Origin of the sequence: Streptomyces maremycinicus (assembly GCF_001184025.1) — a bacterium.
Taxonomy (GTDB): Bacteria; Actinomycetota; Actinomycetes; order Streptomycetales; family Streptomycetaceae; genus Streptomyces; species Streptomyces maremycinicus.
In genome coordinates, this window is record NZ_BBYG01000022.1 from 53,235 (window position 1) to 67,602 (window position 14,368).

Consider the following 14,368-nt stretch of genomic DNA (forward strand, 5'->3'; position numbering starts at 1 on the left):
TCCGGTTCACCGGCATGCGGCGGCAGGTGGCGGCCCGCCTGGTGCGCGCTAAGCGCACGGGCGCGGGCACGGCGGACGTACCGAGGCACCTTGCTCCGGCCGACGCTGAAGTGCGCTCTCGCCGAGGCGCATTGGCGACGGCGGGTATTCTCAGGTCTCAGGTCTCAGGTCTCAGGTCTCAGGTCTCAGGTGCAGGAGCGGAAGAACGTCAGCATGGTCTGGTTCACCCTGACCGGCTGCTCCAGATACCCGTAGTGGCCGCAGTCCGGTATCTGCGCGTACTGCCCGCGCGGGAGTGCCGCACCGACCTCCGCGCACAGGTGCGGCCGCACGATCAGGTCGTGTTCGAAGCCCATGACCAGGGTCGGCACCCTCACCTGCCCCAGAGCCTGCAGCCGGTCTCCCGGCTCCTCGTCGGACGCCGTCGGCATGGACGACGCGCCGGCGCGTTCGGAGGCTTCGAACAGGTCGAGCCAGTCGAGCACTTCCTCCTCGCGCTGCCAGGTGCTGGGGGAGAGGTTCAGGGCGGCGCGCAGCCACGCCGCGTACCGCGGAGGCAGACGGGTGCCGTGGGCCAGCAGGTCCCGCTCCGCATCGGCCATCTTTTCGGAGAACAGGTCGTCCCGGCCGCGCGTGGCCATCAGAACGGCATGGCTCAACAGCTCGGGCCGGGTCAGCAGAAGCTCCTGGATCATCTCCGCGCCGTGCGAGACGCCGACGACCCGGCACGGAGCGAGTTCCAACTGCTGGATCAGGTCCGAAAGTTCAGCGGCGCCGCGTCGCGGCCCCGGCCCCGGAGCCGACTCCGGTGTCGGCGGCGCATCGCGGTCGAAGGTGATGACACGGAAGCCGGCGCGAAGCAGGGCGGGCACCTGGTGAAGATGCCAGACCCGGCCCGGTACACCGCCGTCCGAGACGAGAAGGACCGGATCACCCTCCCCTTCGTCCTGAAGGACGAACTGTGCGCTCTTCACTCGCAGTGTGCGCATGCGCCTCCTTAACCGTTGACACTTGTACAGCATGTGCATCGGAGCGACGCACCACTTCGTCGGCAGCGGCATCTCTTCGTCCGCTTTTTCCACTATGCGCCCGGTCCTCTTGCTGTTCGGCAGTTTGATGAGGGGGCGGCCGAGACCCGGCAAGCCGTTTCTCTGTAAGGATTTCAGTTGCGGAGAGCGTGGAACACGCGAGTCGCTTCTGGTGGCCCACTCGGGTCTCGGCCTCTGCGCGCGACCTGTGCGATGTGCGTGACCTTCTGCCGAGCGACAGCCGCAATCGCTTCACGCCCAGGAAGGCAGTATGCGAATGGACGAAACCGCCGACGCCGTGGCGGCGTCGCTCAGCCGGCAGGAACGACAGGTGCTGGTGCATCTGGCCGACGGATTGACGTACTATGCGATCGCGCAGCGCATGCAGATCAGCCGGCATACCGTTGACACCTACATCCGGCGCATCCGCGCCAAAACCGGTGCGCGCAACCGTATGCAATTACTCATGCATGCCCTGCTCCTGGACGGCGACGTCGACCGGGCGGCAGAAGAACCCGATCTCCGCCCCGTACAGGCGATCGCGGGCAACTCCGGGAACGCATCGGTCGGGGCGGTGTCGAACCTGCCGCCGAACTCGGCATTTCTTCCGGTGCTCCGCCACCGAGGGCCGACGGCTTCCGCTCCCCGTCACAAGCACATCTCCTGATGCCGTGGTGGTGTGTCCGAGGTGATGCCGGGGAGCGGTGAGCCGGCCCGGAAGTCTGTGGCCGGTCAGTTCTCGACCGTCAGTTCCACCAGGAGCGCAACAGCGTGCTGTGTGGAGAGGGCGCAGTCGAATCCCCGCGGAACGTAAAGAACCTCGCCCACCAGCAACCGGTAGCGGAGTTGTCCCACGGTGACCGGCCAACCGGGCCCGACCGGCGAAAGGTGCACCTCCACTGTGCCTCGCAGGATCAAGGAGATGATGTCCGACTCGATGAGCGTGTTCTTCTCGGTGCGCCCGGCATGGATGGTGCGGTACCTGGCGCAGGTCCGCCGTCCGATCAGGTCGCCCAGCCTGCGCGCGACGGTGCGCGTCACACCCTCTTGATCCCACTCGCCCTGCCCGTGGGCGGCCACCAGAGCCCGCACGACCGAGGCTTCACCCTGGGGCCAGACCACCGCGGCGCTGCGACCGCCATGAGTTTCGAAACACATGATGACGTCGCCGAGGAAGTCCTCCAGATCGGATGGAAGACCTGGTGCTCCGGCCATGCTCGTCTCCTCATGCGGTCCTCTTTTCGTGCAGTGGACTCGGTAGGCTACCCGAAAGTAGTCAGGGTGAACGAGATTTTGGAAAATGCCTCAACGGTTCGACGTGCTGAAACCGAACAGAATCCACGGTATTCACGGACAGCGAGTTCCGAACGGCGGAGTATGGGTGGAGGCGGGTTCCCGAGCCTGCTGTCACGCGTTGTTCGATGTGCTCTCGCCCTCCTGGCCGTGACTCTCCAACACGGCGTCGTCGAGCGCAAGTGACGATTGCTCGGTACCGAGTGGCGGCGTCCGTTGAGTCAGCTGGGCCTTCACGGCGAAAACTCCCGCCTGGAAACGACTGTCGGCGCCCAGGTTATCCATTATGTCGGCGATATGTCGACGGGCTGTGCGGAGCGACATTCCCAGACGTCGTGCAATTGCCTCGTCCTTAAGGCCGGCGGCGAGGAGATCTATGATAGTTTGATGCATCTCCTTCGCCACGCGCTCCAAGCCGTCCTGGGCGGCGTCCGAGAAAGGGGTGGCGCAGATCCAGTACTGCTCGAATATCTCGTAAAGATATTCCACGACGGACGGCTCTCGGATCGAGATCGCTCCCCAGCTGCCTGAACGTTCGGGTATGAAGGCGAGGCTCCGGTCGAATATGATCAGGCGGCCGAATAATTCGTGCGAAGTCCGGTACTGCGCGCCCAGGGCCGTCGCCGCCGCGACGTAGGCCTGGCTCGGGCCGTTGAAGCGGGCCGTGTGGTGATAGAGCGTCCTCATCCGCACATTGCGGGCGAGGAGCGCGTGATCGCGCTCCAGCGCTTCCTCCATGGCCTCCGGGACCCGGCCGCCGCCTCCGGGCTGGCTGCTGACCACTTCCTCCCGGCACTCTGCCGACGCGCGGTTCAGGGCTGCCCGTACCTCCTCCAGCGTGGGCACCACCTCCAGGGTGAGGTCCTGGTGGTTCGGACGGTCGAAGAAGCGGTCACGCAGCCGTTCGATGTGGTTGTTGATCTGCTTCAGCTGCTCCTCCTGGTGGCGGATCGAGTCACGCAGGGGTGCGGTCAGTTTCGTGGCGACGACATCGGGATCCACGGCCCGGACTTCGTGGGGATCGGACCGCAGGGTTCTGACCAGTCCGGCCCCCCGGAGTCTCTCCAGCGCCGCGACAACCTGGTCCGGGGAGAGGCCGAGTTCGGAGGCCGCCTGATTGACGCGGCCGCCTCCCCTTCTAGTGAGCCATCCGTACACGGGGATGTCGCCCTCCTCGATCGGAAGAGGGGCCGACAGGTTTTTCGGGTCGTTCATCCGTTCAGTATCCGCATGATTGTTCAACTTCCGGAAGGGTTTGCGATTGTCGGCGATTCGGGTGCCTTTTGTCAATCTACCTCGGTATGCTCCTGCCCAAAGGAATGCTTGCGCGAATCGCAAAACTCTTTCCCGGGATTAATGTGACGTGCGGGCGCTCATGTATGTCCAGATCTACTCCCCCGGCCGTCGTCAACGCACTTGACCATACGATTACGCAACAGAGACGGTCGCTTTTCCAAGTGAAGTCACAGCTCGATAAGATTTGACTTTGCGTCAGAAAGTGCGGGCCTTGCAGTGGCGGGAATTTTCCTGCCTTCCCGCGTCTTCGGCCGGTGGCCGGCAGAAGGCGGTCGGTGGGGCATCGGTGATCGGCAACGCCGCTCGTCGCGTAGCCGATGACAAGGACCGCACCAGGACATTGCCTGGTAACTTCTGCCGCTGAAGCTGAAGCTGAAGCTGAAGCTGGGGTTGGGGTTGGGGTTCGGCCGGGACGGAACTTGCTGGTGCCGCCCGGACCGCTGATGTCAAGGGCCTGGGCAGACCCGGCTACGTCGTGGAGCGGACCTTCACCCTGCTCCACCAGTTCGCAGACGCCCGACGCGGGTTCTGGATCGTTCTTTGAGACGTAGCCGACGAAGGAGTGCGTGGTCGCAAGGCAGGGCTTCCTCCATAGCTGTGGGGATACGGCCGCCGCCGGGCTGGCTGCTGCCCACCTCTTCGCGGCACTCTGCCGACGCACGGTTGAGGCTGCCCGCACCTCTTCCGGGGTGGGTACGACAGTCACGCCGACGTCCTGGTCGTTCGGCGGACGGTTGCGAAAGCGGTCGCGTAACCGGTCGATGCCGCTCCTCATCTGTTCCAGGTGTTCTTCCTGACGGCGGATCGAATCGCGCAGCGGTGCGGTCGACTTCGTGGCGACGGCGTCTGGATCCACTGCTGTGATCTCGTGGGTGTCGGACCGGGTGGTCCTGGTGAGGCCGATGTCACTGAGCTGTTGTAGGGCCGCGGCGGCCCGCCGGGGAGAGAGGCCAAGTGCGAAGGCGGCCTGATCGGCGCGGCCATTTCCTCCGTCGGCGATCCACCCGTAAGGGGAGGTCGCCGGCTCCCTTGGGGCATCCATTTGTTCGATGGCCATCGTCTTCCCGCTCTCGTCGTAGGCAAGATCCAGCCTAGGAACGGCGCCGCTTTCCCAAGTCACCCTGCGGTGGACACCCCGTGTAGCTCGCGCGAGGGAGGGGTGGCACTGTCGACTCCCTCGCCGGCGACCGGCTCCGCGAAGCGCGCGTGCCTCAGCGGCTCTCCCGTCCGAGCGTCAGGCTTCGGGGACAGCGCGACAGCTGACCTCCAGGAGGAAGTGTCCAAGAGGCACTGAGCTTCTTCAGCGGCCACACCATGAGGTGAGTGATTTTCACCGGTTGACCCGGTTTCTGAGCTGCGGCAGCAGCTGACTCCGGCAGAGGGTCTGTCGAACGAGCGGTGTAACTGGGGTGGTTGGGACTACCGGCGGGCTGCCGAGGGGCGGCCGTCGAAGGTGATGTCGAAGGCGTTCGGCGCGGTCTTCCAGCGGGCCTGGCCCTTGCTCGTGGGGTCGAGGGACATGATCGCCATGTAGAGGCCATCTCATTTGGACAGCCTGCGGTAGCAGATGAGGGTGCAAGCGATGCTGGTGAAGGCGAGGAAGTGATCGGCTTTGCGTTTGTAGCGCCGGTGCAGTCGACGGCATCCGGTGAGCCAGGACATCGTGCGTTCTATGGTCCAGCGACGGCGGCCGAGATGGGTCGAGGCCGAGACCGACCGCCTGCTCGAAGTGTTCCGCCGGACCTGGCTTCGCCAGCTGGCTCTGGTGGAAACGGCGATGGGACACCAGACGCTTGCCTTGCTCGCCCAGCTCGAAGCGGCCTGCAAGGCCTGCGACGAGCTGGCAAGCGCCACCGAGGAGCTCTTCCTCCAGCACCCCGACGCGGAGATCATCACAAGCTTTCCGGGCCTCGCGGTGCTGACCGGCGCCCGGCTCCTCGCCGAAATCGGCGACGACCACACCCGGTTCGACACAGCCCGCGATCTGAAGGCTTACGCCGGAAGCGCCCCCGTGACGCGCGAGTCCGGCAAAAGCCGCCGCGTCAGCCACCGCCGGATCAAGAACAGCCGCCTGGCCGCAACCGGCCGGCACTGGGCTTTCGCCGCACTCACCGCCTCAACCGGCGCACACGACCACTACAACCGCCGGAGAGAGACCGGCGATCGCTACTACGCGGCTCTCCGAAACCTCTTCAACCGCATGCTCGGCCAGCTCCACCGCTGCCTGACCACCCACCAGAAGTTCGACGAAGCGATCGCATTCGCCCCGCAGAAACCAGCACCACTCGCCGCAGCTGCTTGACCCGATAGCTGCATGGGGTGTCTTGTCCGCATGGAGTTTGCGGGGTCTGCGCCGCCGGGGGCCGCGGCGTGAGCGGATCGGCGGGATGCCCTTCACGAGCGGGATCAGTGCCTGGCTGTCATGCGTGTTGGCGCCCGAGACACCGACGGACAGGGGCAGGCCGGTCCGCTCCGTGATCAAGTGGATCTTTGACCCGTACTTGCCCCGGTCCACAGGATTCGGGCCTGTCAGCTCCCCCTTTTCAAGGCCCGCATGTTGACCGAGTCGATCGCGCACCGGGACCAGTCCAGTTCGCCACGGGATCCGAGTTCATCGAGGACCAGCCGGTGGAGTCCGGCCCACACCCGAGCCTTGGTCCACTCGGTGAACCGCCGGTGGGCCGTCGCACCGGAGGGGCCGAACGAGGCGGTCGGCACCTGCTGCCACGTGCAGCCCGAGGTCGCCACGAAGATGATCGCTGCCAGGACCTCACGGTCGCCGTGTCGACGCCGGCCGCCACCCTGCGGCCGCGGCGGCGCCTCTGGAACCACCCGCTGGAACAGCTCCCAGTACGGCATCACATGGGGACGTGCGCGTGAGGCCGCACTGACTTTCGATGAACACGCCCTTGAGCTTGCGAAACGCCCCTACGACCTGCGCCACGCAGGGATCTCGTTCTGGCTTGCCTCCGGTGTCGACCCGGCAGAGTGTGCGCCCCGTGCCGGACAAAGCATCCAGGTTCTCTTCCGCTACTACGCCGAATTTCTGGCCGAGGCGCGGAACCATGCCAACAGTCTGATCGAGGAGTCGATGCGAAGGCGGGAGGGGCAGGACGGCAGAGCAGAGGAGGCGTGAGCTGAGCCCTGGCCCGGACATGCCCCGGGACAGCTGCTCGGAGGTGGGATGGCAGTGAGACATATCGGGAGTCGCTCTGCACTTCGCCTCGCGGCTTACTGTCCCTAACAAAGCCGTTGGACGTGGCGGTGGGTGATCAGGCAGACGGCGAGTCCGAGGAAGGCTTCGTGGATGTTGTCGCGTCGTTCCCAGCGGATGCGCAGGCGGCGGAAGCCGTGGAGCCAGGCGATCGTGCGCTCGACGACGTAGCGGAAGATGCCCAGGCCAGTGCCGTGTGGTTGGCCTCGCTTGGCGATCACGGGGCGGATCCCACGCTGCCAGAGCAGGCGGCGGTACTTGTCGTGGTCGTAGCCGCGGTCGGCCAGCAGCGCGTCGGGCCGTCGGCGCGGTCTGCCGGCCCGGCCCGCGACGGCCGGGATCTTGTCCAGCAGTGGCAGGAGCTGGGTGACGTCATTGCGGTTCCCGCCGGTCAGCGACACCGCGAGCGGGATGCCCTGTCCGTCGACGATGAGGTGGTGCTTGCTGCCCGGACGTGCGCGGTCGACCGGGCTGGGTCCGCTTTTGGGCCCCGCCGGGCTGCGCGAACATGCGAGGAGTCGATCACCGCCCTCGACCAGTCCAGCTGGTCCTTCGACGGCAGCTTCTCCAGCAACAGCACATGCAGCCGGTCCCAGACGCCGGCCTCGTTCCAGGCCGCCAGGCGCCGCCAGCACGTCATCCCCGAGCCGAAGCCCAGCTCCTGGGGCAGGTACTCCCACTGGATCCCGGTATGCAGGACGAAGAGGATCCCGCACAGAGCCTGGCGGTCCGGCACCCGAGGTCTGCCCTCAACCAGCTTCGGACCCGGCACGGGCAGCAACGGCTCGACGAGTGACCAGAGTTCATCCGACACGATCCACGGTCGCGACTGACGTTTCCCCACGACCAGACCAACGAGCGGACAAGCCCACAGTCACATGATCAACAGCTTTTGTTAGAGCCAGTTAGCCGCACGCAGGAAAGGGCGCCTGGCAGGTGAAATACCTGGTCAGGCGCCTTTCTTTAGTCGCTAGAAGAAGCCGAGCTTCTTCGGCGAGTACGACACCAGCAGATTCTTCGTCTGCTGGTGGTACACGACCTCACCCGCCTTTGACCTGCGACTACGGGTGGCGTTGCCCGACGCCAATCCGAATTGGTCCGCACCTGGTCCGGATCTTGGTAGGTGGTGCCAGCGGGGAGCCGCGGTACGGCATGGCACAGGCCGTGGAGAGGGTCCACGGGCGTCCAGTTGATCCAGGGTGAGCGCGTAAGCCCAGCTCAGGACCTTGTAACGTGAGTGCGTCCGCGGGTTGGTCATCGAGCCGCTGCTGCCGAAGGTCGAGTGCCGGGCCCGGTTCACCGGCTCGCGACGTCCGGTACGGCACCTCGCTGCGTTGTCGCATCACCCGAGTACCTCCCGTACGCGGACGGCGCTCCGCCTTGCGATGCATTCCTGCCGCTCGGACCTCGGACGCCGGCGATCTGGCCGGTCGCCCTGTGCCGGAGATCCTGCCACCGCCGCGGACATCGCACCCCAACGGATATGCAGGCCGTGAGGCCGGGGCCGGGGAGTCGCTCAGCGATGGACGGTGAGGGCGGCTAGGCCCGCTGGTCCGCCGAAGGCGATTGCCGGGTCGGTGGTGTCCGGCATGCTGCCGTCGGGCAGGACACAGAGGGACGTGAGGGACGTGCCGGTGACCACCCGCATGAGTTCTTCCCCGGTCCACGGGTTCCAGAGGCGCACGGTGGTGTCACTGGAGCCCGCGGTGGCGAGGAGCGGCTGTGGCGAGGCGGGTGTGGGCGGCAGAACGCCGATGGCGGAGACCGGGCCATTGTGCCCCTCGAGTACGGGGTACGCCTCCCTCCGAGGAGCTCCTGGGGACCAGAGCCGGACGCAGCCGTCGCTTCCGCCGGTGGTCAGCAGAGAACTGCCGTCCTCCGCGGGGCAGACGGCCAGCGACCGGACGGGGCCTATGCGGCCTGGCAGGCGCAGATGAGACGGCGCACCAACGCGGCTGAATCTCACGGTTCGGCCGCTGGAGAAGGCCAAGAGCGGGCCCGTCTCGGTTGGCAAAGTCGCGAGAGCACGCACAGCCCCGTCTTGGCGGAGGGGCTCCCAGCGCTGTTCGCCGCTGGCGAGGTCATGGAAGCAGATACTTCCCTGGCTCGTGCCGCTGACCAGGACGACGTCGCTTGCACCGGATGGGGAGAGCGTGGCGAGAGAGCGCACGCTCGCCGCTTGCCTGCTCTGATTCACCAAGGGGGACCAGCAGCCGGGCTGCTCGTCCCAACGGCCGATGAGGCCGTTCTTCAGGCCGATTACGACGGACGCGGATCCGTCCGGCCAGACGTGGGTGGCCAGGGCGGTCAGGGCATCGCAGTCCCATTCGGCGGGCCACGTCAGTTTCTGCGGATGCCGCCGTCCACGTCGCGGCTGCCCTCTCGCTGCGGACCGAATGCTGACGGCACCTGAGCGGGCGGGCGTTAGCAGGCTGGGGCCGTCGTTCGATCCGGGGAGTACAGCTAGGAGGGAGCCGTTTACCAACGCGTTCTGGTCGTGTTCCAGCTCCGACGCGCGCCCGGCGGGGTTCCAGATCCGGACCGTACGGTCCAACGATGCGGACAACACGAAGGGCATCCGCTGTCCCGTATCGACCGCGACCACGGCCTTGATCCTTCCCGTGTGGTCGGGCGGGGAGGTGAATAGCCTCGTTCCCGTGTCTGGATCCCAGAGGCTCACAGGCTCCCCGTCAGCGCCGCCGAGCGCCAGCAGCGTTCCGAAACCCGGAAAGGGGTAGGGCCCGAGAGAGGCCGCCGACCGCTGGATGCGTGCTGCCTTGTCCTCCTCGCCAGTGAGCGCGTTGTAGATGCGCACGCTGCGTGTCGTGCTCGAAGCTGCGGCGAGCCGGGGCTGGCCTTGCCGGTCGAGGTATAGGACGAGCGCGACCACGCCCCTGCCCTGCCCGTGCACCACGGCGACGACGTCGAGTGATTCGGCGTCGAAGACCTCCAACGTGCTGTTGTTGCCGCCCGCTGCGAGCAGTGTCCTGCCCGATGGGAGCCGCAACGTCGCCAACGCCTTGACTGAGGGGCCCATCCCCCCGTCGAGAGATCTGAGGGGAAGGACCGGTGTCTCCTCGTCGAACGGATCACAGGTGGTCAGTCCCGCGTCGGTTCCGACAGCCAGCCGGACCTGTCCGGTCCTGGTTTCGAAGGCTGCGAGGGCGAACACGGCTCCTGTCACGGGGAGCCGGACCGCATCGCCGCTCTGCGGGTCGTAGATCCAGACGCCGTGGGCGGTGCCCACCGCGAGCAAGGGGCTCTCCGTGGGGGCGGTCAGTACGGTCAGGGCGCGTACGTACGGGGCCGGCCGGAAGGGCAGGCCGAACTCCGTTCCCGTGCGAGCGTCCCATATGCGCACCTCACCACCCTGGTCGCCCGCTGCGACGAGAGTGCTGCCGTCCGAAAGGGTGAAGGACACCAGGGAGGCGAGGGGGGTCGACATATGTGCCAAGAGGTTTTCGGGCACCCGTAGTTGATTCCACCGCGGTGGGACGCTGGAGCGGTAGCCAGCTAGGGGACGTGTCCCGACCATGTTCCCAGCGGCACCATGCCTGACCTCTGTGCCCAGAAGGGACAGGCGGAGGCTGTCGGCTCGGGCCGCCGCTCCTGCATCGCCCAGAAACGTTTCGATGCGAGCCCACGCGGCGAGGCGCGCGGTACCGGTGTTGAAGTTGGCGGTGAGGCCGAGGGCTGCCCGGACCGTGCCGCTCGTCTCCCATGGCAGGAAGCGCCAGGGTACGTGCAGGTCGTCAACCAGTTCGGCGGCGGCGACGTGCGCGATGAGATGCCGTCGTAGGTACGGGTGTGGGGGCTGGTCAGGCATCGAGGGGAGCAGCTCTCCGAAAGCCCTCACGAGTTGCGCGTGCGCAGTGGTGATCGAGATCTCGGGGAAGCGCTCCTGCGGGTCCCTGTCCGGGAGACCGAGCAGCAACTGCGGTGCGTAGCGCAGGGTTTCGCTGATCCGCTCGTGGATCGGCCGATACACGGTCCGCTCGTCCTCGACCGCGGTGGTCAGGTAGCCGTGAAGACGGCTGGCCATCACTTGGCGGATGACCGCGTCCGGGTCGGCCACAGGGGTCAGGCACAGGGCCCGCACCGCGGCCGGCCAGATGTCGGCCCAGGGCAACCCCGCCCCCTGCCCGAAGGCGGACGTGCGCAACACGACCATCAGATGTTCGGCCGGTGTGTCGTGCCAGCGGGCGACCTCGCCGAGGTCCTCGCGGAGGAGCGCCTCGGTCCCCTCGCGCAGGGTCTGGCGCCATTGGGGGTCGTCGGAGCTTGGCAGGACACGCATCGAGCGAAGTCGCTCGGTGGCGATCCGGGCGTCCAGAAAGGATGGGGACACCTCTTCGGCGATCGCTGCAGCCAGCGAACGGTGCTGGTACCGGAACTGGGGCTGGGTGGGATCCAGTCCTGAGAGCTCCGGCCGCCCTTCCCCGGCGCTGTCCTGGCTCCAGTTTGGGGCCTGGAGCAGCGCGCGGACGTACGCCGCGATGTCGCCCCTGGTCGCCTCTACGTCGTCCGTGCGGATCGGGTTCCCGGAGTGAGTGGCCCGGATGAGGAGCCCGAGCAGGTCTGTGGAAGGGGCCGTGGGCATTGGGGGGGAGGGGCGCCGCGCTTCGTCGGCAGCTGTGGTGTACTGCCTGGCGCTGCGGACGCCCAGAAGCAGCCGGACCGCGGGACGCCCGCTCGCATCCATGCGTACTTGGGTGAGGGGGCGGATCAGGTCGGTGATGACGCGTGTCGGGTTTCTTGCCTCGTCGATGCCGTCCACCACGAGGGTCAGGGGCCGTCCCCGCAGCAATGCGAGCTCCCCGGCGAGCTTGCGCAGGGCCACCACTGGACCCTCGTCCAGGGGCCTTGTCGGACCTCTGGATGAGGTACGGGTACGTGCCGCCCGTGCCGCATCGAAGACGTTCGGGGAGCCGCCGAGCGCCTCGTACAGGGTCTGGGCGAGTTCGTCAGGATCGAAATTGCGGGCGAGGACGGCCGCGTCCACCGACCCCACCGGGACGTCGAGTTCCTCGGGGATGTCGGCGATGAGCGGACCGTAGTGCGGGTCCGCGCGGAATCGAGCGTCGCTGAGGGTCACCATGCGGGCAAGGAGGGCGGACTTCCCCGAGCCTGCCTCGCCGGTGACGATGAGTACGTTCTCGGTGCCGCCCAGGAACGCGAGCACTCGCTTGACCAGCTCGGCGCGTCCGGTGAAGTACCAGCCGGGGCCGCTGGCTCCCGGCTGACCGGCGGCGCGCGAGATCCAGTAGGTGTCCAGCTCTGTCCGAGTCCATCCGACCTGGCGGAGGGAGGCACCGAGTGCCGGTTCGACGGCCGCGTAGCCGGGGTTCGGAAGGCAGGGGCTCGGCTGTTGGTGCGCCCTCTGGACCGTGGGTGAGGGAGTCGGCCAGATCTCGTGGACGTCGGCCATGGTGTTCGCATCGAACACCGCGTCGACGACGCCCTTCCAGTCCTGCCAGCTGAGGTGGGACCCAGCGTAACCGTTGGCCTGGTCGGCGCAGTGTTCGTGCGCAGCCCGGAGTAGATTGGTGAACTGACCGAGGCGGGGCCTGCTCTCGTCGTTCCCGGCCGCGAGTACGACGAGCGAGCCGAGCGAGCGGCGCCTTTCCCGGAGCGCCTTCAGATTGGCCTTGAGCTCGGTTTCGAGCCTGCCGGAGAAGCAGGAGTCGACCATCACTAGGACGTGCGTGGCCCGGGAGTCGAGCACGGTCGCGATCAGTTCGGCGGTTGGGAAAGCGGTGCTGAGCGGCCGGTCCTCGTAGGAGTCGGGCAAGCGCAGGAAGTGCTGTGGGGAGTTGGTGGGCGCCAAACCGTGGCCGGTGATGTAGACGACGAGGGCTTCGTCGTCGTCTACATCGGCGAGTTCCTCGTCCAGGAGGAACTCGCGGAGGTCCCTCAGGTTATGGAGCTGTTTGGGCCGGGCGGGGGCGAAGCGGCGCCCGTCGTCGAGGTTGGGATCGGCCCACCAACTCTCCACGACGGTCACCTGCGCCGAGATGCCTGTGCTGAACTCCTGTTGCTGCGCCGGCGTCCCGTCGTCGTACTCGGTGACGGCCACGACGAGGAGGCGACGGGCGTACGTGCCGGGAACCGGATTGCTCGTCATGGCCGGCCGCCCGCCACTGCGCGGGCCACCGGTTCGCTGCGGAGGTAGCGCACGGCACTGTGGGGGTCGCCCGCGCCGTTGCGGACCGCGGCATCGACCAGTCCCGGCGCCACTCGGCGCAGCCCCGCGCCTCCGGTGACCACGTCGTCTGGGTCGTAGACGTTGATCCACCGGACGTGCTCGGGAAGGAGCAGGTGGCTGCCGTCCTCAATGTTCATTAGCCGTCGTACCGAGGGAATACCCAGGGGGGAACCACAGGTGATGAGGGTGTGGATGGCGGGCCCGGGAACATCTCCAGGCGTCTGACCTGCGACATCGTCTTCGTTGCGGAACAGGTCGTAAGCGATGACGCTGCCGAGGGAATGGCCGATGACCATGGAGGTGGTCGGGGTGATGTGGTCCCGGACGAGTCCGCGGACCTTGACGGCCAGGTCCGGCTCCGTCAGATAGGAGCGGACCTCCCGCATCCGCTGGACGAAGAACCGCCCGCCGCCGCCGGGGAAGCGGTGGTCATAGGCCATCATCAGTCGCGTGATCCGGGGCGGCCAGAGCTTCGGCGGGCCCAGTACGGCCAGCGGCTGTTCCTCGGCATAGGCCAGGTCCTGCGGCCCGACGACGTCACCGAGGGCCTCCGCTATGAACTGTTCCTCCGCTGGTGTCATCGACGCGCTGTAGGGGTCGTCCTGTGGCCCCAACCGGTCCGTGCCCCTGGCCAGCAGGGAAGTCCAGTGCGGCATGCGGAGAGTCGGTGGGTGCTCGAGCTGGTCCGTGACCTCTTTAATGCCGCGTTCGAGGGCCTTCCCCCAGTCCCGGGTCAACTGCTGCTCAGAGGTCCTAGACTGCCCGATGCCGTGAACCCCGACGATCTCCGCTGCCCACATTCGTTCCTCATTCCCCCCAGCCGTTCCGTGCTGAGCATCCGTCGGCCACTACCGTCGACCATCGGCACACGGCCCGGCTTTCCCGGGGCGTCGGCCGGATCATGATTCTGCTGTATCCGGACAGGGCATGTTGCTTGACTGGCGGACTCCGGAAGGTCCTCACTGAGAGTGTGGACGAGCCAGCAGGGTGCTCGGCGGCGTTGAACACCCTGCGCTGCTCTGGTTGCGGTCGACGCGTAGGGCGTGGCGTTCGGGATGCCGTTTGGTCCGTGATGGCCCCGGGGGATCTACTCCGGAACGGCGATGCTACACAAGGTGCCTGAGGGCTTCGCAGCGTAATTGCAGTGTGGGGTTGCCTGGAGCTCAACTAAGCCGCCAGCCAACCGACTTGAGTCCTAGAAGAACCGAGCTTCTTAGGGCTGTATGAACAAAGAACGTTCTTGGTCTGCTGGTGGTACAGCCGCTGCACCCACGTTGAACAGGCCAAATGGTAGTTGGTGCAGCCTTTGGTCGGGGGCTGGTCCAGAATGGT

At 66.8% G+C, this 14,368-nt stretch carries 7 protein-coding genes and 3 pseudogenes; 2 read left to right on the forward strand and 8 right to left on the reverse strand.

Annotated elements, in window-relative coordinates:
• Positions 1 to 185: 185 nt before the first annotated feature.
• Positions 186 to 1,082, reverse strand: coding sequence for an alpha/beta fold hydrolase (locus AOQ37_RS33280; RefSeq protein ID WP_234437082.1), 897 nt, complete (start codon positions 1,080 to 1,082; stop codon positions 186 to 188).
• A gap of 208 nt (positions 1,083 to 1,290) precedes the next feature.
• Between AOQ37_RS33280 and AOQ37_RS38130 the strand changes: the two are divergent.
• A pseudogene (locus AOQ37_RS38130) lies at positions 1,291 to 1,695 on the forward strand (response regulator transcription factor); the annotation flags it as partial.
• Positions 1,696 to 1,760: 65 nt separating this feature from the next.
• Here AOQ37_RS38130 and AOQ37_RS33290 read toward each other — a convergent pair.
• The 3 genes and pseudogenes from AOQ37_RS33290 to AOQ37_RS41545 form a co-directional block, all read right to left on the reverse strand.
• Entirely contained in the window at positions 1,761 to 2,243 is a 483-nt protein-coding gene (locus tag AOQ37_RS33290; RefSeq protein WP_062650062.1) for a hypothetical protein, read from the reverse strand.
• A gap of 192 nt (positions 2,244 to 2,435) precedes the next feature.
• On the reverse strand, positions 2,436 to 3,536 hold the full coding sequence (locus AOQ37_RS33295; RefSeq protein ID WP_063781205.1) for a helix-turn-helix transcriptional regulator: 1,101 nt from the start codon (positions 3,534 to 3,536) through the stop codon (positions 2,436 to 2,438).
• 1,623 nt (positions 3,537 to 5,159) lie between these two features.
• Positions 5,160 to 5,324, reverse strand: a pseudogene (locus AOQ37_RS41545) (transposase); the annotation flags it as partial.
• Positions 5,325 to 5,394: 70 nt separating this feature from the next.
• On the opposite strand from AOQ37_RS41545, the gene AOQ37_RS33300 reads away from it, so the two are divergent.
• Positions 5,395 to 5,919 (forward strand): transposase, encoded by a 525-nt coding sequence (locus tag AOQ37_RS33300; RefSeq protein ID WP_234437083.1) that lies wholly within the window; start codon positions 5,395 to 5,397, stop codon positions 5,917 to 5,919.
• A 21-nt stretch (positions 5,920 to 5,940) separates the two neighbouring features.
• Here AOQ37_RS33300 and AOQ37_RS40135 read toward each other — a convergent pair.
• The 4 genes and pseudogenes from AOQ37_RS40135 to AOQ37_RS33325 form a co-directional block, all read right to left on the reverse strand.
• Positions 5,941 to 6,476, reverse strand: a pseudogene (locus AOQ37_RS40135) (IS5 family transposase); the annotation flags it as partial.
• Positions 6,477 to 6,857: 381 nt separating this feature from the next.
• Positions 6,858 to 7,675 (reverse strand): IS5 family transposase gene (locus AOQ37_RS39180; RefSeq protein WP_445407664.1). Its coding sequence is split into 2 segments (ribosomal slippage): positions 6,858 to 7,328 and positions 7,331 to 7,675, totalling 816 coding nucleotides; the frame shifts between segments, so codons are not numbered across the junction.
• Positions 7,676 to 8,347: 672 nt separating this feature from the next.
• A complete protein-coding gene (locus AOQ37_RS33320; RefSeq protein WP_062650072.1) occupies positions 8,348 to 12,955 on the reverse strand; it encodes an AAA family ATPase in 4,608 nt (1,535 codons plus the stop codon).
• The gene (locus AOQ37_RS33325; protein ID WP_234437084.1) at positions 12,952 to 13,692 is read right to left on the reverse strand and encodes a hypothetical protein; all 741 of its coding nucleotides are present in this window, start codon (positions 13,690 to 13,692) and stop codon (positions 12,952 to 12,954) included. The genes AOQ37_RS33320 and AOQ37_RS33325 overlap by 4 nt, the downstream gene beginning before the upstream one ends.
• Positions 13,693 to 14,368 lie beyond the last annotated feature (676 nt).